We start from the raw sequence: 20,945 nt of genomic DNA, 5'->3' as shown, positions 1-20,945 counted from the left end.
CGATGACAGTCTCGCGCAATTTCGTCCTCGCCGCTGGTGGCACCGGTGGACATATCATCCCTGCTTATGCACTGGGCGCAGAATTGATGCGTCGAGGGCATCAGCTTGCCCTGATCACCGATAATCGGGGTTCTGCCATTCCGGGTTGTCCTGACGGCATGGATATGCACGTCATGCCGGCGGGTCGCGTTGCCGGCGGTCCGCGCGGCTGGTTTGCCGCAGCGCGCAATATCTGGCGCGGTCGGGCGATGGCCCGCGAATTGTTCGACGAGTTTGACCCTACTGCTGTGATCGGCTTTGGCGGCTATCCGGCGCTACCTGCGCTCCTCGCGGCTTTCTCGCATAAAATCCCAACGATTGTGCATGAACAAAATGCCGTGCTCGGTCGGGTCAACCGGCTGGTTGCAGGCAAGGTCAATGCGATTGCCACTGCCTATCCGGATGTCCAGCGGATCAAGTCCGGCCATTCGGAAAAGGTGCATTTGGTTGGCAACCCCGTGCGCGCCGAAGTCGTCGCGTTGCGCGATGAGCCTTTTCCGCCGTTCATCGAGGATGGGGTGTTTCGCGTCCTAGTAACGGGTGGCAGTCAGGGCGCGTCGATCCTTTCTGATATCGTGCCTGACGCACTTGCCCGCTTGCCGCTCAATCTACGCCGCCGTTTGCAAGTAACTCAGCAATGCCGGGCTGAGGATATTGAAAAGGTTCGCGCTACCTATGCCGACCACCAGATACCTGCTCAGCTTGCGACCTATCTTGACGACTTCCCCGAATGGTTAGGCTGGTCACATTTGGTGATCGGGCGCGCAGGCGCGTCGACGATTGCGGAATTGACCTGTTCAGGCCGGCCAGCCATCCTCGTTCCACTTCCCAGCGCGATGGATAATCATCAGGCCTATAATGTCAGTGAAATGGTGCAGGCAGGCGGTGCACGCGCGATCAATCAGGCCGCCTTTACGCCGGTCGAGCTTGCAAAACAGATCCAGAAAATGGCGCTGCTGCCCGAAACGCTCGAAAATGCGGCGCGTGCAGCAAAAAGTTGTGGGCGGCCGGATGCCGTTCACGATCTAGCCGATCTTGTCGAATCCTTCGGCCGTGCGCCGTTGATGCACACGCTGACGACGCGAGAGGAAAATGGCCTAAATCTCGGCGGTGCACAGCCGGCCATGGCAAAGGAAGCCGCAGTATGAAGGGTGTGGGAACCGATATCGGCACGATCCATTTCGTCGGTATAGGCGGGATCGGCATGTCCGGTATTGCCGAAGTGATGCACAATCTGGGCTATTCGGTGCAGGGCAGCGACATTGCCGAGGGCTATGTCGTTGAAGGGCTTCGTGAGCGCGGGATCAATGTGATGATCGGCCATGACGCCACCAATCTGGGCGACGCGGCGGTTGTCGTCACATCCACAGCAGTGAAGCGCGGCAATCCCGAAGTTGAGGCGGCGCTGGAGAGGCGTATCCCGATCGTGCGCCGGGCGGAGATGCTCGCTGAACTGATGCGGCTGAAATATACCGTTGCGGTAGCGGGAACGCATGGCAAGACGACAACTACCTCACTGATCGCGGCGATGCTTGATGCAGGCGGGTTGGATCCTACAGTCATCAATGGCGGCATCATCAACAGCTATGGGTCTAATGCCCGCCTTGGCGATAGCGACTGGATGGTGGTTGAGGCCGATGAAAGTGATGGAAGCTTCCTGCGTCTTGATGGCACGATCGCCGTCGTCACCAATATCGACCCCGAACATCTTGATCATTATGGAGATTTCGATCGGGCGAAGGCCGCGTATATCGAATTCATCGAAAATGTGCCGTTTTATGGGGTCGCGATTCTGTGCCTCGATCATCCCGAAGTGCAGGCGATCATACCGCGCATTCGCGACCGCCGCATCCTGACCTACGGCTTTTCTGCACAAGCCGACGTGCGGGCGGACAATGTTCGCCCCGAACTAGGTGGCAACACGTTTGACGTAGTGATCCGGGTGCGTGACGGCAGCAAGCGCGAGATCAAGGACGTTTTCCTGCCAATGTCGGGTCGACACAATGTGCAGAATGCACTCGCCGCGATTGCTGTGGGTCTTGAACGCGGGATGACCGATGCGCAGGTAGAGAATGGCTTTGCCAAATTCGGCGGAGTGAAGCGCCGCTTTACCAAGGTGGGCGAGGTCGATGGTGTGACCATCATCGACGATTATGGCCACCATCCGGTTGAAATTCGCGCAGTGCTTTCCGCAGCGCGTGAAGGCGTCAAAGGCCGTGTGATTGCAGTGTGCCAGCCGCACCGATACTCGCGCCTCGGTAATCTGATGGAAGATTTCGCTACCGCATTTAACGACGCCGATATGGTCTATGTGACGCCGGTTTATGCCGCTGGCGAAGCACCTATCGAAGGCGTCAGCAGCGCGGAACTGGTCGGTAAGATCAAGCGGCGCGGGCACCATAGTGCGCAGGAAATTGAAAGCGCCGAGACGCTTGCGCGCGAACTAGCAGGCAAGACGCGTGACGGGGATATGGTTGTCTGTCTTGGTGCAGGGGATATCACCAAATGGGCGGCGGGACTCGCCGTTGCGATAAGAGCCGCCAAGGCATGAACGTTTGCTACGCCTTGCCGCCCGTCAGGGGAAAGTTGACGCAGGATGCGCAGCTTGCGCCGTTGGTGTGGTTCAAGTCAGGTGGCCCGGCGGAATGGCTGTTTGAGCCTGCCGACGTGAAGGACCTAGCTGATTTTTTATCCGAGCTCGATCCATCAGTGCCCGTGATGGCACTGGGGCTGGGTTCAAACCTGATCGTGCGTGATGGCGGTGTTGCGGGTGTCGTCGTTCGGCTTGGTAAGGCGTTTGCCAAGGTATCTGATGTTGATAATGTGACGCTTGATTGTGGCGCAGGCGCCAGCGGTATCCTCGTTTCTTCGACCGCACGCGACAATGGCATTGCCGGTATGGAATTTCTCCGCTCGATTCCCGGCACTGTTGGTGGCTTCGTGCGCATGAATGGCGGCGCTTATGGTGGTGAGGTAAAGGATATCCTTGTCGATTGCGACGTGGTTTTGCGTGATGGCAAGATTGCCACACTGTCGGTCGATGATCTCCATTATAGCTATCGGCACAGCGAATTGCCCGCGGGTGCAATCGTGGTTGCTGCGCGGTTTCGAGGTAGGGCTGGAGATGCAGATGCCATTCAGGCAGAGATGGACCGTATCTCTGCCAGTCGTGAAGCATCGCAACCGCTTCGATCCAAAACCGGCGGGTCCACTTTCAAGAATCCCGATGGCCAGAAAGCGTGGCAACTGGTCGATGAAGCGGGTTGCCGCGGCCTTCAGATTGGCGGCGCGCAGGTTTCGGAAAAGCATACCAATTTCCTGATAAACATAGGCGATGCTTCGAGCGCCGAAATCGAGGAACTGGGTGAAGAGGTCCGCCGACGCGTTAAGGCGAAATCGGGCGTCGACCTGCATTGGGAAATACAACGAGTGGGGGCAGCCAAGTGAGCGAACCGATTCATGTAGCAGTCCTCATGGGTGGTTGGTCTAAAGAACGGCCGGTTTCGCTGATGAGCGGCAATGGCGTCGCCGATGCGCTTGAAAAGGCGGGCTATAAGGTCAGCCGGGTCGACATGGACCGGAACATTGCCGCGACTCTTACCAGCCTGAAGCCTGATGTCGTGTTCAACGCTCTGCATGGCGTTCCGGGCGAAGACGGAAGCGTGCAGGGAATGCTCGATCTGATGGGGATCAAATACACCCATAGTGGCATGGTCACCTCGGTTATCGCGATCGACAAGGAGTTGACGAAACAGCGACTGGTGCCGGCCGGAATTCCGATGCCCAAGGGCAAGATGGTTTCGAGCGAAAGCCTTTATTCAGGAGATCCGCTCCCGCGGCCATATGTTCTGAAACCTGTGAATGAAGGCAGTTCAGTCGGGGTCGCAATCATCACCCCTGAAGGCAATTACGGCAATCCGATATCGCGTGACGCGGTCGGCCCCTGGCAGGAATTTGACGAACTGCTCGCCGAACCCTTTATCAAGGGGCGCGAACTCACCGTCGCAGTGCTGGGTGGAAAAGCGCTGTGTGTGACCGAATTGGTTCCCAAGAGCGGCTTTTACGATTTCGATGCCAAATATACTGATGGCCTGACAGAACATGTCTGCCCGGCCCAAATTCCCGAGGACATTGCCGATTACATGATGGAACTTGCGCTGCGTGCGCACCAGATGCTCGGCTGCAAGGGTGCGTCACGCACAGATTTTCGATGGGATGATGATCTCGGCCGCAACGGCGTTTTCGTGCTTGAAACTAATACCCAGCCGGGGATGACGCCGCTCAGCCTCGTACCCGAACAGGCACGTGAAATGGGTATTAGCTATGAGCAGTTGGTCGACCTTCTTGTGAAGGAGGCCCTGGGATGAAAACCACTTCAGCGCGCAAAGCGCCTGCCAAGGCGCGCAAGGCTGCGCCGCGCAAAACAGTACGGCAGGCCAGCATCATCGATCGGTTGTTCCGGATTCTGCCGTTCACAGAAGAGGATATCCAGCGTGCGCTGACTTGGATCCTGCTCACCATTGGGCTATTGATTGCTTGCGTGATTGCCAACTGGTTCGGCGTTCCACAGGCTGCTTACCGCCAATATGCCCAGCTTGCCGCCAATGTGGGTTTCGAGGTGAAGCGGGTCGAAATCACCGGAATGGACCGTGTCGACCAGTTGAAGGTCTATGATATCGTCTTGGCCGAGAAGGATCGGGCGATGCCGCTGGTCGATATCGACAAAATCCGGTCTGACCTGATCAATTATGGCTGGATCAAGGATGTGCGAGTCACTCGCCGTCTTCCCGATACGCTGGTGGTTGACATCATCGAGCGAAAGCCGACCGCAGTATGGCAACGCGGCGGCATTTATTCGCTGATTGACGATCAGGGCGTGGAGCTTGAGAAAATCGGCGCCACTGAAGTTGGCAAACTACCAGTGATCAACGGCGAAGGTGCCGACCGCCAAGTTGTGGCTTTGGGGAAGCTGCTCGATAGTGCGCAATCGCTGAAAGATCAGGTTGCCGGTGCAAGCTGGGTCGGTAACCGGCGTTGGGATTTGCGTTTCAAGACTGGCGAGACCTTGTCGCTTCCCGAAGGCGATGTTCTGGCAGCACAGGCGCTGGTCAATTTCACACGCATGGACGGCGTTCATCGCCTGCTCGGTCGCGACATCATCCATTTCGACCTACGTGATCCCGATCGGGCCTATATGCGCCGCGCCGCGAAAGAGCCTGTCGTTGAGATAGAAGTAGACGAAGAAAAGCCAACTTCGAACGCGGGTAGCAGCGGGGTGGCTGCCTGATGGCTGTTCGTTACGAAAAGATCATTTCAACGCTGGATATCGGATCGTCGAAAGTGTCGGCGCTGATTGCGGGCGTTGATGAAAGCGGTGCTATCCATGTGCTGGGCACAGGTCAGCGCGAAAGCAAGGGTGTTGTCCGGGGCTGCATTGCCGACATGCAGCTTGCTGAACTTTCGGTGCGTCATGCGGTCGAGCAGGCCGAGCGGATCGCAGGCATTAATATCGACCGAGCCTGGCTCGGCATGTCCGCAGGCGGGCTCGATAGCTTATTATCGCCAGTCGAAATCGATCTGGGCGGCGATCGCGTGGAGCAGGCGGATATTGACGATTTGCTGACCGCCGGACGGCTCAATATCGATACGCGCGGCAAGATTGTCCTTCATCTCAGTCCCACACTCTATTCGCTTGATGGTAATGCAGGCGTCGCCAATCCTTTGGGGCTTTATGCCGACCGCCTCGGCGTTGATATCCACGCCGTGCTTGCCGATCCTGCGCCTGTTCGCAATCTCGATATGACGGCGCGGGCATCGCATCTGGGCGTTGACGCGATTGTCGCATCCCCGGTTGCAGCGGGTCTTGCCTGCCTCAGCGCCGAGGAGCGTGAACTGGGCGTGGCCCTGGTTGAAATGGGTGCGGCGGTTACGAATGTTTCCGTGTTTATCGGCGGCATGCTCGCCGGGCTGGTTACGCTGCAACAGGGCGGGGCGGACATCACCGATGAAATAGCCTCAGTGTTCGGGGTGCGCCGTGCGGAAGCCGAGCGGCTGAAATGCTTCCACGGTTCGGCAATTACCTCTCCACGCGATCATCAGGAAAGCCTCGACGTTGGCGCTCCGGGCGATAGCACTCAAAGCGATCGTCCTCGGATTACGAGGGCGGAGTTGAACGCGATTATTGCGCAACGTATCGACGTTATGGTTGCCGATGTCGGCCGCGCGCTCAAGGAAATGGGCTTCTCCAATCCCGGTCGCCACCATGTCGTCCTGTCTGGCGGCGGCGCCGAGTTGAAGGGGCTTGCCGACCATATGCAGGCCGCGCTTGGCCGGATGGTCCGCATCGGCCGCCCGACAGAGCTTGCGGGCTTGCCGGAAGCGCATTCGGGGCCGGCGTTTTCGACCCTTGCAGGGTTAGCGCTACATGCGGTTTCCAACCCGCATGACCTGAGGTTGGGGTTGCAAGGTTCTGATAGTGCGATGAAAACTGCAGAAACCGGCGTTATTGCCCGCATCTTGCAGGCAGTACGCGAAAACTTCTGAACAGCCTACTTTCCGTGAGGTTAGCCTGTGGGTAACTTTTACGTGTTTTGCCCGTAGTTTTGTGCAACAAGGCGCAGATTACGGGGTCTTTTACTTATATAATTTCTCCAGACTGGCCAAGGGAGTGAACAGGAATGAGCATCAACATCGGTCCGCCAATCGTCGATGAATTGAAGCCGAAAATTGCAGTCATCGGTGTCGGTGGCGCAGGGGGCAATGCGATCGCCAACATGATTGGCGCGCGCGTTGAAGGCGTCGACTTTGTAGTCGCAAACACCGATGCTCAGGCGCTCAACGCCTCTCCCGCCGAATATCGGATACAGCTTGGTCCAGATATCACACAGGGTCTGGGTGCAGGTTCGCGTCCCGAAGTCGGACGTGCAGCCGCCGAAGAAACGATCGAGCAGGTCAAAGGCGCACTGCAAGGTGCGCATATGTGCTTCATCGCAGCCGGCATGGGCGGCGGCACCGGAACAGGCGCTGCCCCTGTTATCGCCCGCGCGGCCCGTGAAATGAACATTTTGACGGTAGGGGTCGTCACCAAGCCCTTCCTGTTCGAAGGTTCGCGGCGAATGCGCTCGGCAGACTCGGGGATTGCCGAACTCCAGCAGCATGTTGACACGCTGATCGTCATTCCGAACCAGAACCTCTTCTTGGTCGCCAACCCGAATACGACTTTCAAGGAAGCATTTTTGCTTGCCGATGAAGTGCTGCAGCAGGGCGTACGGGGCATCACCGACCTGATGGTCATGCCTGGCCTCATCAACCTCGACTTTGCCGACGTGCGTTCGGTGATGCACGAAATGGGCAAGGCGATGATGGGTACCGGCGAAGCCGAAGGCGACGGCCGTGCACTTGAGGCCGCCGAACGCGCGATTGCCAACCCGCTCCTCGACGGCGTGTCGATGCAAGGTGCGAAGGGGGTGATCATCTCGATCACTGGAGGCGAAGACATGCGCCTGATGGAGGTCGATGAAGCCGCAAACCATATTCGCGAACTCGTTGATCCCGACGCGAACATCATCTGGGGGTCTGCCTTCAATGAAAACCTGAATGGCAAGATCCGCGTCTCGGTTGTCGCGACGGGAATCGACCAGGATGGTAGCGCTGCCGCCACGCCCGCGCCTGCCTTCGCCATGAACAACCGAACGGCGACCCCGCTTGGTGGCTTTGCTGCTGCTCCAGCGCCGGCCGAGCCCGTTGCAGCACCGGCGGAAGATTTCGGTTCGACGGGTTTCGGTGCAGAAGAGGCAGAAGCGCCTTCTTATGCTGATGCCCAGCCGAAAACCGAGCACGCGCCTGGATTTGAAGCGGCACCGCAAATGCCGGTGGAAGCCGAACAGGAAGAGGGTGTCCTCGATCTGTCGCAGCCCGTCGAGGATGCACCGCTCGAATTGGACGAAGCGCTTGAAGCACCTGTGCAGAGCGATGAATTGGCTGCAAAAGAGGCTGACTACGGTCATGGTAGCGGCGATCCGTTGCCGCCTCCACCTCGGGTTGCCTCGGGCGGCGGTACGTTGTTTGAGCGCATGTCAAATCTGTCGCGGGGCCTTGGCCGTGGCGGCGATGACAAAGATGACACGGGCGAGCCGGAAGGCAATATCAACATTCCGCGTTTCCTCGATCGCCAGAGCAATAACTAATCTGCGACCGGATGCCGGTCACTCGTCCGGCATCCGGCACCGTTGGTCGTGCATTTTTTTCACACAATTGCATTTGCCGAGGCGTGCGCACATTTGACGCCCATGATTGCTGCTCGTCACTTAATGACTGCTTGTGCGCTTCTTGCGCTGGTCGCAACTCCGGTGCGTGCGCAGGAAGCTGACGAAAGCGCGCTGGATCAATTTGAACAGACGCGGCCTGTACCGACCAATGATTCGCCTGCCTCGGTTGAATTGCGCGACGCCGTGCGGCGTATGGCGCAACGCCCCACCGATCCGATCGCATTGTCGGATGCGGGTTACGCATCGATAAAGCTGGGGGACGCGGCCGCTGCGCTCAACTTTTTTACGCGCGCCAATGCTGTTCAACCAAATAATGCCCGCACATTGGCCGGGCTGGGTTCCGCTCTCGTCCGCACTGAGAATCCGTTCGAAGCTCTGAAATATTTTGATGATGCACTACGACTGGGAGCCAGCGAGCGATTGATCGCGTTTGACCGGGCCTTGGCGTTTGACCTTCTTGGCAATTTCGCGCGCGCACACCAAGATTATCAGTTGGCACGCAGTTTGGGCGATAATGATGAACTAATACGCCGCTATGCGATGTCACTTTCAATGGCGGGCAAGGCCAAGGAAGCAGACGCGATGCTGGTTCCGTTGCTGCAACGCAACGATCCAGATGCTTGGCGCGCGCGCGCCTTCATGCTGGCTGCGCGCGGGGAACAAAAGGAAGCAGGGCAGATCGCACAAGGTTTTCTGTCGGCTGATGCCGCTCGTCGCATGGAGGGCTTTTTGCGCCAGATGCCGCGCATGACTGAAGCCCAGCGCGCAGCAGCAATGCATTTTGGACATTTTCCCGTGGGCAGGATCGGCGAAGACACGCCCGATGTCCGCAAGCTGGCATCTGCGACCGGCGCCGTCCGCACAGCAGCGTCTGCAGTCGGACAGGATCGCCTTGTCCCCAGCGGCGAACCGCTTGGTACCGCTTCCAGGAAATCGCCTGCGACCAAGAGGGTGGAGGGCAGCAACCAGCGCAATGCCGTCGCCGCTGTTGAGCCGAAAAATGATGCAACCCCTGGCTTCTCGACCGAAAATGCGCGGCAAAAGGTTGAGGACGCGGCCAAGGGCAAGCCTGTCGTTTTAGCGGCAGCAACGTTGCCGCCGCCGGATGCCGCCCGCCCGCCGGTGCGCGTTACCTTGCCGCCTGCAATTGCCACTATGCCGCCGGCTCCTGCTGCTTCGGCCGCTGCGATTGCTGCGCGCGCCGATCAGTTGAGCGCCGTCGATCGAGGGGTTAGCCCCGCGCAAAGCGGGGTTGTTCAGGCCCCTTCCAGTGTGGCGGCTGCGCCAGCGAAGGCTATCGAACCGACCATTGTCACCGCGCCGGTGCCTGCTCAGGCAACAGCCGCGCCATTGCGACCATCCATTTCTGAAACTGAAGTCAAGGTTGCTGTTGCGCCGCGAGCCGTCGAAATTCCGGTATCGAGCCCGGCTTCGGTCGCCATAGCAGCGCCGCCGTCCTCTTCTGCTCCGGCCGCGCTGCCCGCGCTGCCGGTTACGAGCAGTGCCGTCGCTTCTGCGTCGCGATCCAGCTTCGATCTGGGTGCGCTGGTACAATCCATTGAAATTCCGGAAAGCGAGCAACGTCGCGAAGTCGCGCCGGTTGATCTACGCGCTCTTGAACGTCGGCAGGCGTCGACAGCCTTGGCGACGGCGAAGGATCCAAAAACAGGTAAGCCGAAGGTGGAGTCCAAAACTCCGCCGCAGCCAGCGCGCATCTGGGTGCAGATTGCGACCGGCGCCGAAGCTGCCCTGCCGACCGATTTCCGTCGCATGTCGCGCAAGTCGCCTGCCTTGTTCAAAGGCCAGTCGGGATGGACTTCGGATTGGGGACGCACCAGCCGATTGCTAGTCGGGCCGTTCCCTGACTCGAAAGCCGCGAAAAAATGGGAAGCTGATTTCAAGAAGGAATTTGGTGACGCCTTTGTCTGGCAAAGCGCGAACGGTACCGTGGTTGACAAACTGGCGGCAAAATAGCCGCTGGTCTTGCGACAGGCTCTAGTGCAAAGCGCCGCCATGCAGATGCGTGTATCCTATTCCTGCGATCCCTACAGCAGCCGGGGCCGACTGTATCCAGAACCGAGCAGTCAAGCGCGTGGCCCGCGTAATATATTCCAGCGCGATCGCGATCGCATCATTCACTCGATTGCCTTCCGCCGTCTGCGTTACAAGACCCAGGTGTTTATTGCGCCCGACGGTGATCATTATCGCGTTCGTCTGACCCATAGCCTCGAAGTGGCGCAGATCGGTCGCACCATTGCCCGTGCGTTGGGGTTGGATGAGGATCTGACCGAGGCCCTGTGTCTTGCCCATGATATCGGCCATCCGCCCTTCGGTCATGCGGGGGAGGATGCGCTTGAGGCCGCAATGGCTCCCTATGGCGGGTTTGATCATAATGCTCAGACGCTGCGCACATTATCGAAACTGGAAAGCCCCTATCCGCTCTGGCCCGGCTTGAACCTCAGTTGGGAATTGATGGAGGGCTTGGCCAAGCATAACGGGCCCGTTCATGACCTCAATTGGGCTTTGCGCGAAATCGACGAGGTGTTTCCCTTAGGGCTGCAGCAATTTGCCTCGCTTGAGGCACAGATAGCGGCGATTTCAGACGACATCGCCTATGATAATCATGACATTGACGATGGTATTCGCGCCGGCCTGCTCACGCTCGATCAACTGCTTGAACTTCCCTTCGTCGAACGGCGTTGGCGCGAGATTTGCGATCGCTATCCAGGCGCTCGCCATGAAACACTTCTTCGCGAGCTGATCCGCGAACAGATTGGCGTGATGGTCAACGACGTGATTGAAACGACGAGGGCGCGCATTGCAGCTGCCGGCATTGAAACGGCCGATGATGTTCGTGCGGCCGGGCGGACCATCGGCGGCTTTTCCGATGAACTGGCAGATCGAGAGCGCATGCTGAAAAATTTCATGTACGCCAATCTCTACCATCACCCTACACAATTGGAGGCGGCCGAGCATGCAGCGAAAGTTGTCGCTGATCTGTTCGCAGCCTATAGCACCGACGCGCGGCTCCTGCCGCAGGAATGGCGGGATAGCCTACCGATAGAGCAGCCTGCTCGCGCACGCCATATCGGTGATTTCCTTGCCGGCATGACGGATCGTTTCGCGATGAATTGTCATCGAGAGATTTTCGGCGGGAAGATAGAGGGGCTGGGCAAATGAAAAAAATTGTCATTGCGGGCGCGACCGGGTTGGTTGGCAAGCAATTGGTTGCCGCCTTGGCGGTGCAAGAAGGCGTCGAAACACATATCCTTGTCCGTCGCAAACTGGGGCGTGTTCCCGATGGTGTGATCGTGCATGAAGCAACGGTTGCGGATTGGGGAGGTGAAGTTACGGCGATCAAAGCCGAAGTCGCGATTTCCTGCCTAGGTACAACAATGAAAACAGCCGGATCGAAAGAGGCATTCCGCGCAGTCGATTTCGGTATGGTATCTGACTTAGCTACTGCAGCGCATCAAGCAGGCGCGCGGCACATGATCGCGGTCACTTCAGTAGGCGCGTCAGCATCGGCGAACAATTTTTACCTCAGAACCAAAGGTGAGGCGGAAGCCGCCATTATGCAAGCCGGCTTTGACCGTGTCGACTTCCTGCGGCCTGGACTGCTGACGGGTGGCGAGCGTCCTGAAAGCCGCCCCGGCGAAAGCATCGCCTCATTGCTTGCGCCGTTGACCGACATTTTGATGCTGGGAGGGCTCCGCCGCTATCGCTCGATTCCCGCGCGCATAGTCGCTCAGGCCGCGGCTAATCTGGCACTTACTGGCGGCGACGGGCGACATATCCACGAAAATGAATCAATCCGCGCGCTCGCCGGTTGACTCCAAGCAAGGCAAAGGCCTAAGTCGGATTAGTCGCTGACGAAACGGGAGAGTGCGAGGGAAACTTCGCCGCCGAAGGAGCAACCGCCCCGGAATCTCTCAGGCAAAAGGACCGGTTCGGCTTTTGCGACACTCTGGAAAGAGCCCTTGGATGGGCCACCGAAGGGGTAAAGCTCTCAGGTATCCGTGACAGAGGGGGCAGGTAGCGACGTAGTCGCTGGCTGGACCTTTGCGCGGAGAGTTTATGAGCGACGACACCGAAATTCTGACGCTGCCATTGGATGGCTGGCACCGCGCGAAGGGCGCACGAATGGTGCCGTTCGCAGGCTATGCGATGCCGATCCAGTATGAAGGCATTATGGCCGAACATCTTTGGACGCGCGAACATGCAGGGCTGTTCGACGTGTCGCATATGGGGCAGCTTATCCTTTCCGGTGACGATGTGGCTGGCGCTTTGGAAAGGCTGGTTCCAGGTGATGTTTCGGCGCTTAAGGAAGGGCGGATGCGCTATTCCTTGCTGCTTGCCGAAGATGGCGGCGTGCTCGATGACCTGATGGTCACGGCAACTCCCACCGGCATCTACGTCGTCGTCAATGGGGCGGTAAAGCATCAGGACATCGCATACCTGCGAGCTAACCTGCCGGACAGCATAGCGATCAACCATCTTGAAGACCGCGCACTGCTCGCGCTGCAGGGTCCCAAAGCCGTTGCCGCGATTTCGCGGGTCGTGCCCGGCGTCGACCAGCTTTATTTTATGGAGGCCGACCTGTTCCTATGGGGTGAAGTGCCGCTCTGGATCAGCCGCTCGGGCTATACTGGCGAGGATGGCGTCGAGATTTCTGTTGCTGCAGAGCATGTCGAGGCGCTCGCGGATGCGCTCAGCGCCCAGTTGGAAGTCAAGCCCATCGGATTGGGCGCGCGTGATTCGCTGCGGATGGAGGCGGGCTTGCCGCTGTATGGCCATGATATGGACCCGACCACCGATCCGGTTGAGGGCAATGCCAGCTTTGCCGTATCAAAACGCCGCCGTCAGGAAGGCGGCTTTAATGGTGCGGAGCCAATTCTGAAGGCGCTGTCCGAAGGGCCTAAACGCAAGCTGGTCGGCTTTTCCGTGGAGGGCAAGATGCCGGTGCGCGAAGGCGCGCCGATTTTTGCCGGCGACACGCAAGTGGGCGTCGTGACGTCCGGCGGCTTTGCCCCCAGTGTCGGTGCACCGATCGCTATGGGCTATGTTGCTGCCGGTCATAACAGCATTGGAACGGCGCTGGAGGCCGAGGTGCGCGGTAAGCGCGTGCCGCTCACGGTCGCGCAAATGCCATTCATTCCCCATCGCTATCACCGGAAAGGAGCCCCAAAATGACTCGTTATTTTACCGACGAACATGAATGGATTGAAGTTGAAGGTACCAACGCGACAGTTGGTATTACCGACTATGCACAAAGCCAGTTGGGCGACATCGTGTTTGCCGAAGTGCCTGCTGTCGGCGCAGAGCTGAGCAAAGGCGGCGATGCGGCGGTTGTGGAGTCGGTGAAGGCCGCGTCGGATGTTTATGCGCCGGTTTCGGGCACCGTGACCGAAGGCAATGATGCGTTGGCCGATGATCCGGCGCTGGTGAACAGCGATCCTGAAGGCGCTGGCTGGTTCTTCAAGATAGAGCTTAGCGATCCGTCGGAACTCGACGGGCTGATGGATGCTGCTGCCTATAAGGTATTTGTGGACTCGCTTTGATCAATCCCCCTCCTGCTTGCGGGAGGGGTAGGGGAGGGTCAGTCCGGGCCATTCCTTCCCTAGATTTTCGGCCTACCCCAGCCCCTCTGGCAAGCCGGAGGGCGGAAGGATTAGGAAATGCGCTACCTACCCCTGACAGATACCGACCGGCAGTCGATGCTCGCCACCATCGGCGCTGCGACCATAGATGACTTGTTTGCGGACGTCCCTGAAGAGGCGCGTCTGGATGGACCGATTGCAGGCCTGCCGATGCACGCCAGCGAAATGGCGGTTGAACGGCATTTCTCGGCGCTTGCACGGCGCAACATGGCGGCCGGGCATCATCCCTTCTTCTTGGGAGCAGGGGCGTATAAACATCATGTGCCGGCGAGTGTCGATCACTTGATCCAGCGCGGTGAATTTCTCACGGCCTATACGCCATACCAGCCCGAAATCGCACAGGGCACGCTGCAGATGCTCTTCGAATTCCAGACGCAGGTCGCGCGGCTTTTCAGCTGCGATGTGGCCAACGCGTCGATGTATGATGGCTCGACTGCCTGCTGGGAAGCGATCGGCATGGCGGGACGCATTACCAAACGCAGCAAGGCTGTCCTTTCGTCCGGATTGCACCCGCATTATGTCAGCGTTGCGCAGACAATGGCACATTTCACCGGCGATACGCTGGACACTGCATTGCCCAATTTCGAAAGCACCGACACTGCACGCCTGATCGCAGCGATCGATGGCGAAACAAGCTGTGTCGTGGTGCAGTATCCGGACATTTTGGGGCGTATCGAGGATCTGTCGGTTATCGCGCAAAAGTCGCATGAACATGGTGCGCTGCTGATAGCCGTTGTGACCGAGCCTGTGGCATTGGGCGCCATCCGCGCACCGGGCGAAATGGGTGCCGACATTGTGGTGGGTGAGGGGCAGTCGCTGGGCGTCGGCTTGCAATTTGGTGGCCCTTATGTCGGCCTCTTTGCCTGCAAAGAAAAATTCGTTCGGCAAATGCCGGGCAGGCTGTGCGGTGAGACAGTGGATGCCGAGGGCAAGCGCGGTTTCGTGCTGACGCTTTCTACCCGTGAGCAACATATTCGCCGCGAAAAGGCGACGAGTAATATTTGCACAAATTCAGGACTTTGTGCGCTTGCCTTCAGTATTCATTTGAGCTTGCTTGGAGAGCGTGGCTTGCGCGATCTTGCCGCATTGAACCATGCGCGCGCGGTGCAGGCTGCCGACCGGATGTCCCGCATCCCCGGCGTTAGCTTGGTAAATGACAGCTTCTTCAATGAATTCACGTTGAAACTGCCGGTTAATGCGCGCGATGTCGTCCACATAATGGCCGCGGACAAGGTGTTGGGGGGCGTCTCGCTTGGCCGACTTTATCCGGGCGTGAGCGGGCTTGAAAAGGGGCTTGTTATCGCGGTTACCGAAGTTGTGAGCGAAGAGGATATTGAGACATTGGCGACCGCGCTTCAAAGGGCGCTTGCTGAAGGAGTTCAGGCATGAGCACGATCAACCAGAGCGGATGGCGCCCCGAAATGGGTGCAAATGATAGTATAGCGACCGCGACCTTTACCGGTAATCGTGCGCTGATGCTCGAAGAGGCGCTGATTTTCGAGATCGGCGACGGCGGCACAACCGGTGTCGATATAGAGGCCGTGCCCAAGGTCGCATCGCGCCTTGGTGGGCTGGAGCGCAATCGCGAAATCGGTTTGCCGGGATTGTCTGAACCCGAAGCGGTACGCCATTACACGCGCCTGTCGCGGCAGAATTATGCCATCGATCTCGGCCTTTTCCCGTTGGGTTCGTGCACGATGAAACACAATCCGCGCCTGAATGAAAAGGTCGCGCGGATGGCAGGCTTTGCCGATGTACACCCACTTCAGCCGCAGGAAACGGTGCAGGGTGCGCTTGCCGCCATTCAGGAACTTGCGGTGTGGCTGATTAAGCTGACCGGGATGTATGGTGTCGCTATGGCGCCCAAGGCGGGTGCGCATGGTGAATTGTGCGGCATCCTGTGCATCAAGGCAGCGCTCGAAGCGCGCGGCGAAGACCGACCGGTCATCCTTGTTCCCGAATCGGCGCATGGCACCAATCCCGCAACGGCGGCCTTTGCTGGCTTCAAGGTCGAGAATATTCCGGCAACCCCCCAAGGCCGTGTCGATCTGGAAGCACTCAAGGCGCGGCTGGGCCCTGACGTGGCCGGGGTGATGATTACCAACCCAAATACCTGCGGCCTGTTTGAGCGCGATATGCGCCGCATTTCGGATGCGGTCCACGCGGCCGGAGGCTATGTTTATTGCGATGGCGCAAACTTCAATGCCATTGTCGGGAAGGTCCGCCCTGGTGATCTTGGCATCGACGCGATGCACATCAACTTGCACAAGACCTTCTCTACCCCGCATGGTGGGGGCGGCCCAGGTTCTGGTCCCGTGGTGCTGTCGGAAGCGCTGGCACCGTTTGGACCGATCCCGTTCGTTGCAAAAATGTCCGACGGTAGTTTCAAGCTGGTAGAAGAGGAGTCGGCGAGCGACATGCACCCGCGAACTTTCGGTCGCATGACCGCGTTCCACGGGCAAATGGGCATGTTCACCCGCGCGCTCTCTTACATTCTCAGTCACGGTGCCGACGGGCTGAAACAGGTTGCTGAGGATGCAGTGCTCAACGCCAATTATATTTTGCGCAGTCTGGAAGGTACGCTGGAAGCACCCTTTGGTGCGTCGGGTCCCTGCATGCATGAGGCACTGTTCACCGACAATGGCTTGGCTGAAGGTTTCACGACGCTGGACGTGGCCAAGGGACTGATCGATGAGGGATACCATCCAATGACTGTGTATTTCCCGCTCGTCGTCCATGGTGCGATGCTGGTCGAACCGACCGAGACCGAGAGTAAGGCCGCCCTGGATCAGTTCATTGGTGCGCTGCGTTCGGTGGCAGAGCGGGCCAAGGGAGGCGATGCCTCGTTGAAGTCCGCACCCCATTTTGCCCCGCGTCGCCGCCTTGACGAAACGCTGGCCGCGCGCAAGCCCGTGCTCGTCTGGAAAGAGCCTGAACTCGCGGTTGCCGCAGAGTGACCGAAAGACCGCAACCCTTCATCCTTGAAGCAGGCGGCGAGGCGAAACGCATCGCCCCGGCAACGCAGCGCAACCGTGAGGCAATAGCGTCAGTTTTGCGGGATATCCTTCCTGCAAAGGGCGTTGTGCTCGAAGTGGCGAGCGGGACGGGCGAGCATGTTGTCCATTTCGCGGCCGCCTTTCCCGATCTGACTTGGCAACCAAGTGACTATGACCCGGCGGGCCTTGCGTCGATTGGGGCGTGGTCTAGTGAGAGCGGTTTGCCCAATATTCTGTCACCGCTTCGGATTGACGCCAGTGCAGCAGATTGGCCAATGACGCGCGCTGAAGCCATCATCTGCATTAACATGGCCCATATCGCACCATGGGAAGCGAGCGAGGGCCTGTTTGCCGGTGCTGCGCGATTGTTGGCACCTGGCGCGCCGCTTTATCTTTACGGCCCTTATCGTGAGGCTGGCATTGCAACCGCCGAAAGCAACGAGGCCTTCGACGTTAGCTTGAAGGCGCGCAATCCGGCTTGGGGGCTTCGCTCTGTTGAGCAGATGAACGCCCTTGCTGCGCATTCCGGTTTTGCTCTTGAAGCGCGTGTGGAGATGCCGGCTAATAATTTATCATTGTTTTACAAAAGACTTGCGGACTAACCCCTTCCGAAGTTCAACTCACGGAAGGAATATCACATGAATCCTCGCGCAATGATCCAGACGATGATTTCGCTTGCTTCGGCCTCGCTTGGCCTTGCCGCGGCCCTCGCCTGGAATGAGGCAATCAAGGCGCTGCTCGCCGAAATGCATCTCGGTGATAGCCTTGGTGGTCTTTTTGCCTATGCCGCGGTCGCCACGCTGATTGCAGTGGCCGTGCTGGTGTGGCTCGGTAAGATCGCCTCACGCATCGGCGGTGAAGCCGCGTTTGAGCGCGAGGCCGAAGGCTGATCCCGAACCGGTATGCGATCAGCTCTGCGGCTTTGCCTCTTCCGATGCGGTCTTAGTGGGAGCGACAAAGGGCTGATCGTAATTTTCAGGCGTGATGTCGATCCGTTCGATCCGCGGAACCGGTGAACGCTGGCGGATACGGGTTCCAGTTACTTCGTCCATGTAGCGGGCGGTGAAGGTATAGCGTTCGATCATGTAAAATCCGGGGGCGGCGGCATCGCCCTTGGATTTCAGTGGCGCATAAATGCGTGATGCGATTGAATCGATCACCAGTTTCGACCAGCGGCTATTGCCCGAAGAACGGAGCACCTCGGCATCACTGACAAGGCCGTTGGCATTGACCCAGAAGCCGACATCGATCCAGCGATCTTCAATATTGCCTTGGCTGATTGCCAGCACATTGCCGCTTTTTTGGTCGAGGCCTGCGGTATCGGGCAGTTTGATCGGTTCCGCCGACAACAGGATCGGTCGATTGGCACCTCCGCGATCAGCAAAACGCTTGACGATTGCCGCAGTGGAATCTGTGTTGCCGGCCTTGCGGTCGAGACGCGCGAGGGTGACAGCAGCGACTAGTCCGAAATCTTCGGCGCCTGCTGGCGGGCCATCGGCCATTTTCTGAAGGCCATCCAGCGCCTTGTCCATATCGGCCTTGTAATTGCTTTCATCGGCAACGGCATATTCAAGCAAGTAACGCCGCAGGTCGGCATAGGTGCCCACACGAGCTTGCCCTGCCTTGAAGGCCTTTTCGGCGACATCGCGGTAGATGCGGATTGCTTCCCGCGGGTATCCAAGCTTGGCGCGGCTGTCACCGACCTCGATCTGGGCAACCATTGCGCGCGGATCGCCTTCGGTCAGGCCCTCGCGCAGCGTGTCGCGCATGTCGAGAACGGCGAGGCGGAATTGATCCGCTTCGCCAAGATGCTCCGAAATGCGGCTGGAGGCGCGGAAGAGATCCGACACCTCGATGGGATACTGCCCGCCATGCTTGCGATTGCGGCCGACCGTCTTGTTGATGGTGGTCTTGGCATCGCGATAATCGCCGGTGATGAACTGATTCTCCGCATGGGCGAGCGCTGCCCGGATTTCCTGATCTGGCGGACAGCCGCGCGCGATACAATCCTGCCATGCCCTTTCAGTGTCTTTCAACGACTGTCCGATGACGACAATTTCGCGGTTGGCGGGCGCATCTTCTGCAATGGCAGCAGTGGTCAGCAGAGCAGCCGAAAGGCTCAGGGCAATGCGCAGCAACATGGAAATTCCTTTCGCGAAACGGGAGAGGGCAGGTCTGATCAGCATTTTGCATCGCGGCTAGGCGCTTGCAAACACTGGCTCGATAAACGAGGCAGACCATCCTGCCAACTGCAACCGGCAAATGGCACCTAAATTCGGTAGGTCCTGCGGATTGTTGCCGCTCCGGCAACGCTCTCAATTTTAAGCGTACGCTTAACATTGCATTGACTCGGCCGGATAACTCATCCCAATTAAACGGGTCGGGGTTGAACAAGGCTCGGGCTTTCTGGGGAGAGGATTAATAATGGCCGACGTTTCGGATCTGCTGACCTTTGATGAATTTTTGACGCATTGGGGTGACGAACGCGGTGGCCGACTGGCGATGCGCGAGGAGGATCGGGCGTACAATTATGCCGAGCTTGAAGAGCGGACGGCGCGTGTTGCGACCGCACTGCTGGCAATGGGTCTTCAGAAAGGTGATCGCATCGCTTGGATCGGCAAAAACAGCGATCTTTATTTCACCCTGTTTTACGGTGCCGCGCGGATTGGCGTAGTGATGGCACCGATCGGCTGGCGACTCGCTGCGCCCGAATGGGCTTTCATTCTCAACGATACCCAAGCCAAAATGCTGTTTTTTGGTCCCGGTTTCGAAAGTGCGGGCACTGCCTTGGACGGACTTGTTGAGCATATCGAGCGGGTCATTCCCGCTGATGAAGCGCGAGCGCTTATTGAAAATACAGCGCGTGCGCCATTCGAAGCGTCCGGTCCAGACGATGCGGTGCTGCAACTTTATACGTCGGGTACGACGGGCAACCCCAAGGGTGCTGTGCTGACCAACCGTAATATGTTTGCACTGCGTAAGCAGGCCCATGATGCCGAACTTGCCTATACCAAATGGGCAGATGACGAGGTTGTGCTGGTTGCGATGCCCTGTGCGCATATCGGCGGCACCGGGCTTGGAGTCATGGCGATCGCGTCGGGCCTTCCCGCCTATATCCTGGGCGAATTCACCCCCGACGGATTTTTTGATGCGGTTGAAACGGGCGGCGTGACCAGGCTCTTTATCGTTCCCGCTGCGCTCCATATTCTGCTGCAGCATCCGCGCTGCCCGACCGTTGATTTCAGCCGACTGAAATACATCCTTTATGGCGCAGCGCCGATCCCGCTTGAACTGCTGCGCCAGTGCATATTGATGTTTAAATGCGAATTCATTCAGGCCTATGGGATGACGGAGACGACGGGCACGATCGTGATGCTGCCGCCCGAAGATCATGATCCAAATGGCAATGCGCGGATGCGCAGCGCTGGCAAGGCGCTGCCCGGCGTTGAACTGAAGATTGTCGATACCGCCGGTAATGAAATGCCGGCAGGCGAGGTAGGCGAACTGTGGACCCGTTCGTCGAACAATATGGCAGGGTATTGGAACCTGCCCGATGCCACCGAAAAGACAATGGCAGAGGGCGGCTGGATCAAGACCGGCGACGCGGGCTATTTGGACGAGGATGGCTATCTTTACATCCATGACCGAGTGAAGGACATGATCATCTCCGGTGGGGAGAATGTCTATCCGGCCGAGGTAGAAAGCGCAATTTACGGCCACCCCGACGTTCTGGAGGTAGCAGTGATCGGTGTTCCTGATCCGAAATGGGGCGAGGCGGTCAAGGCCGTTTGCGTGCCCAAACCCGGCGCAACGATCGACCCCGACAGCATTATTAACTGGTCACGCGAACGCATTGCCGGGTTCAAGGTGCCGAAGTCGATCGATGTGATTCCGGCACTGCCGCGCAACGCATCAGGAAAGATCCTGCGTAAGGATTTGCGGGCACCCTATTGGGAAGGGTATGAACGTCAGGTCAATTGACG

The 20,945-nt window shown here is 58.5% G+C and carries 18 protein-coding genes and 1 riboswitch; of the genes, 17 read left to right on the top strand and 1 reads right to left on the bottom strand.

Annotated features, from left to right (window positions below; all coding sequences use genetic code 11):
* Positions 1-2: 2 nt before the first annotated feature.
* The 16 genes from murG (at position 3) to RSE16_12055 (ending at position 17,852) form a co-directional block, all read left to right on the top strand.
* Positions 3-1,187 carry an undecaprenyldiphospho-muramoylpentapeptide beta-N-acetylglucosaminyltransferase gene (gene murG / locus RSE16_12130; GenBank protein ID WRH75448.1) on the top strand — a complete coding sequence of 395 codons (1,185 nt, stop codon included), beginning with the start codon at positions 3-5 and terminating at the stop codon, positions 1,185-1,187.
* Positions 1,184-2,590: a UDP-N-acetylmuramate--L-alanine ligase gene (gene murC / locus RSE16_12125; protein WRH75447.1), complete on the top strand. Its 1,407-nt coding sequence runs from the start codon at positions 1,184-1,186 to the stop codon at positions 2,588-2,590. Before murG ends, murC begins: the two co-directional genes overlap by 4 nt.
* On the top strand, positions 2,587-3,486 hold the full coding sequence (gene murB, locus RSE16_12120) for a UDP-N-acetylmuramate dehydrogenase (protein ID WRH75446.1): 900 nt from the start codon (positions 2,587-2,589) through the stop codon (positions 3,484-3,486). The genes murC and murB overlap by 4 nt, the downstream gene beginning before the upstream one ends.
* Complete coding sequence (locus tag RSE16_12115) at positions 3,483-4,406, top strand: D-alanine--D-alanine ligase (protein ID WRH75445.1); 924 nt, start codon at positions 3,483-3,485, stop codon at positions 4,404-4,406. The genes murB and RSE16_12115 overlap by 4 nt, the downstream gene beginning before the upstream one ends.
* The gene (locus RSE16_12110) at positions 4,403-5,326 is read left to right on the top strand and encodes an FtsQ-type POTRA domain-containing protein (GenBank protein ID WRH75444.1); all 924 of its coding nucleotides are present in this window, start codon (positions 4,403-4,405) and stop codon (positions 5,324-5,326) included. The genes RSE16_12115 and RSE16_12110 overlap by 4 nt, the downstream gene beginning before the upstream one ends.
* The gene (gene ftsA / locus RSE16_12105; GenBank protein ID WRH75443.1) at positions 5,326-6,582 is read left to right on the top strand and encodes a cell division protein FtsA; all 1,257 of its coding nucleotides are present in this window, start codon (positions 5,326-5,328) and stop codon (positions 6,580-6,582) included. Before RSE16_12110 ends, ftsA begins: the two co-directional genes overlap by 1 nt.
* 134 nt (positions 6,583-6,716) lie before the next feature.
* Positions 6,717-8,225, top strand: coding sequence for a cell division protein FtsZ (gene ftsZ, locus RSE16_12100; protein ID WRH75442.1), 1,509 nt, complete (start codon positions 6,717-6,719; stop codon positions 8,223-8,225).
* Positions 8,226-8,318: 93 nt separating this feature from the next.
* Positions 8,319-10,280: a hypothetical protein gene (locus RSE16_12095; GenBank protein WRH75441.1), complete on the top strand. Its 1,962-nt coding sequence runs from the start codon at positions 8,319-8,321 to the stop codon at positions 10,278-10,280.
* 39 nt (positions 10,281-10,319) lie between these two features.
* Entirely contained in the window at positions 10,320-11,486 is a 1,167-nt protein-coding gene (locus RSE16_12090; GenBank protein WRH75440.1) for a deoxyguanosinetriphosphate triphosphohydrolase, read from the top strand.
* Entirely contained in the window at positions 11,483-12,139 is a 657-nt protein-coding gene (locus RSE16_12085) for an NAD(P)H-binding protein (protein WRH75439.1), read from the top strand. The genes RSE16_12090 and RSE16_12085 overlap by 4 nt, the downstream gene beginning before the upstream one ends.
* Before the next feature lie 35 nt (positions 12,140-12,174).
* Positions 12,175-12,264, top strand: a riboswitch (glycine riboswitch).
* 119 nt (positions 12,265-12,383) lie between these two features.
* The gene (gene gcvT, locus RSE16_12080; protein ID WRH75438.1) at positions 12,384-13,499 is read left to right on the top strand and encodes a glycine cleavage system aminomethyltransferase GcvT; all 1,116 of its coding nucleotides are present in this window, start codon (positions 12,384-12,386) and stop codon (positions 13,497-13,499) included.
* On the top strand, positions 13,496-13,867 hold the full coding sequence (gene gcvH, locus RSE16_12075) for a glycine cleavage system protein GcvH (protein WRH75437.1): 372 nt from the start codon (positions 13,496-13,498) through the stop codon (positions 13,865-13,867). The genes gcvT and gcvH overlap by 4 nt, the downstream gene beginning before the upstream one ends.
* 117 nt (positions 13,868-13,984) lie before the next feature.
* Entirely contained in the window at positions 13,985-15,355 is a 1,371-nt protein-coding gene (gene gcvPA / locus RSE16_12070) for an aminomethyl-transferring glycine dehydrogenase subunit GcvPA (GenBank protein WRH75436.1), read from the top strand.
* Positions 15,352-16,923, top strand: coding sequence for an aminomethyl-transferring glycine dehydrogenase subunit GcvPB (gene gcvPB / locus RSE16_12065; protein WRH75435.1), 1,572 nt, complete (start codon positions 15,352-15,354; stop codon positions 16,921-16,923). The genes gcvPA and gcvPB overlap by 4 nt, the downstream gene beginning before the upstream one ends.
* Entirely contained in the window at positions 16,920-17,564 is a 645-nt protein-coding gene (locus RSE16_12060; protein ID WRH75434.1) for a DUF938 domain-containing protein, read from the top strand. The genes gcvPB and RSE16_12060 overlap by 4 nt, the downstream gene beginning before the upstream one ends.
* Positions 17,565-17,600: 36 nt before the next feature.
* Positions 17,601-17,852 (top strand): DUF5654 family protein, encoded by a 252-nt coding sequence (locus RSE16_12055; protein ID WRH75433.1) that lies wholly within the window; start codon positions 17,601-17,603, stop codon positions 17,850-17,852.
* An 18-nt stretch (positions 17,853-17,870) separates the two neighbouring features.
* On the opposite strand, the gene RSE16_12050 is transcribed toward RSE16_12055, so the two are convergent.
* On the bottom strand, positions 17,871-19,103 hold the full coding sequence (locus tag RSE16_12050; protein ID WRH75432.1) for an energy transducer TonB: 1,233 nt from the start codon (positions 19,101-19,103) through the stop codon (positions 17,871-17,873).
* A 283-nt stretch (positions 19,104-19,386) separates the two neighbouring features.
* Between RSE16_12050 and RSE16_12045 the strand changes: the two genes are divergently transcribed.
* Complete coding sequence (locus tag RSE16_12045) at positions 19,387-20,943, top strand: fatty acid--CoA ligase (GenBank protein ID WRH75431.1); 1,557 nt, start codon at positions 19,387-19,389, stop codon at positions 20,941-20,943.
* The last annotated feature ends 2 nt before the right edge of the window (positions 20,944-20,945 follow it).

The organism is Sphingobium sp., assembly GCA_035196065.1.
Classification (GTDB): domain Bacteria; phylum Pseudomonadota; class Alphaproteobacteria; order Sphingomonadales; family Sphingomonadaceae; genus Sphingorhabdus_B; species Sphingorhabdus_B rara.
Note: the sequence above shows the minus strand (reverse complement) of the source record. Positions and strands in the feature narration are given on the sequence as shown.

What these genes read in the sequence shown, in the direction of transcription:
- murG (WRH75448.1), top strand. Translation starts at nt 3, where the DNA reads ATGACAGTCTCGCGCAATTTCGTCCTCGCCGCTGGTGGCACCGGTGGA.
- murC (WRH75447.1), top strand. Translation starts at nt 1,184, where the DNA reads ATGAAGGGTGTGGGAACCGATATCGGCACGATCCATTTCGTCGGTATA.
- murB (WRH75446.1), top strand. Translation starts at nt 2,587, where the DNA reads ATGAACGTTTGCTACGCCTTGCCGCCCGTCAGGGGAAAGTTGACGCAG.
- RSE16_12110 (WRH75444.1), top strand. Translation starts at nt 4,403, where the DNA reads ATGAAAACCACTTCAGCGCGCAAAGCGCCTGCCAAGGCGCGCAAGGCT.
- ftsA (WRH75443.1), top strand. Translation starts at nt 5,326, where the DNA reads ATGGCTGTTCGTTACGAAAAGATCATTTCAACGCTGGATATCGGATCG.
- ftsZ (WRH75442.1), top strand. Translation starts at nt 6,717, where the DNA reads ATGAGCATCAACATCGGTCCGCCAATCGTCGATGAATTGAAGCCGAAA.
- RSE16_12090 (WRH75440.1), top strand. Translation starts at nt 10,320, where the DNA reads ATGCAGATGCGTGTATCCTATTCCTGCGATCCCTACAGCAGCCGGGGC.
- RSE16_12085 (WRH75439.1), top strand. Translation starts at nt 11,483, where the DNA reads ATGAAAAAAATTGTCATTGCGGGCGCGACCGGGTTGGTTGGCAAGCAA.
- gcvT (WRH75438.1), top strand. Translation starts at nt 12,384, where the DNA reads ATGAGCGACGACACCGAAATTCTGACGCTGCCATTGGATGGCTGGCAC.
- gcvH (WRH75437.1), top strand. Translation starts at nt 13,496, where the DNA reads ATGACTCGTTATTTTACCGACGAACATGAATGGATTGAAGTTGAAGGT.
- gcvPA (WRH75436.1), top strand. Translation starts at nt 13,985, where the DNA reads ATGCGCTACCTACCCCTGACAGATACCGACCGGCAGTCGATGCTCGCC.
- gcvPB (WRH75435.1), top strand. Translation starts at nt 15,352, where the DNA reads ATGAGCACGATCAACCAGAGCGGATGGCGCCCCGAAATGGGTGCAAAT.
- RSE16_12055 (WRH75433.1), top strand. Translation starts at nt 17,601, where the DNA reads ATGAATCCTCGCGCAATGATCCAGACGATGATTTCGCTTGCTTCGGCC.
- RSE16_12050 (WRH75432.1), bottom strand. Translation starts at nt 19,103, where the DNA reads ATGTTGCTGCGCATTGCCCTGAGCCTTTCGGCTGCTCTGCTGACCACT.
- RSE16_12045 (WRH75431.1), top strand. Translation starts at nt 19,387, where the DNA reads ATGGCCGACGTTTCGGATCTGCTGACCTTTGATGAATTTTTGACGCAT.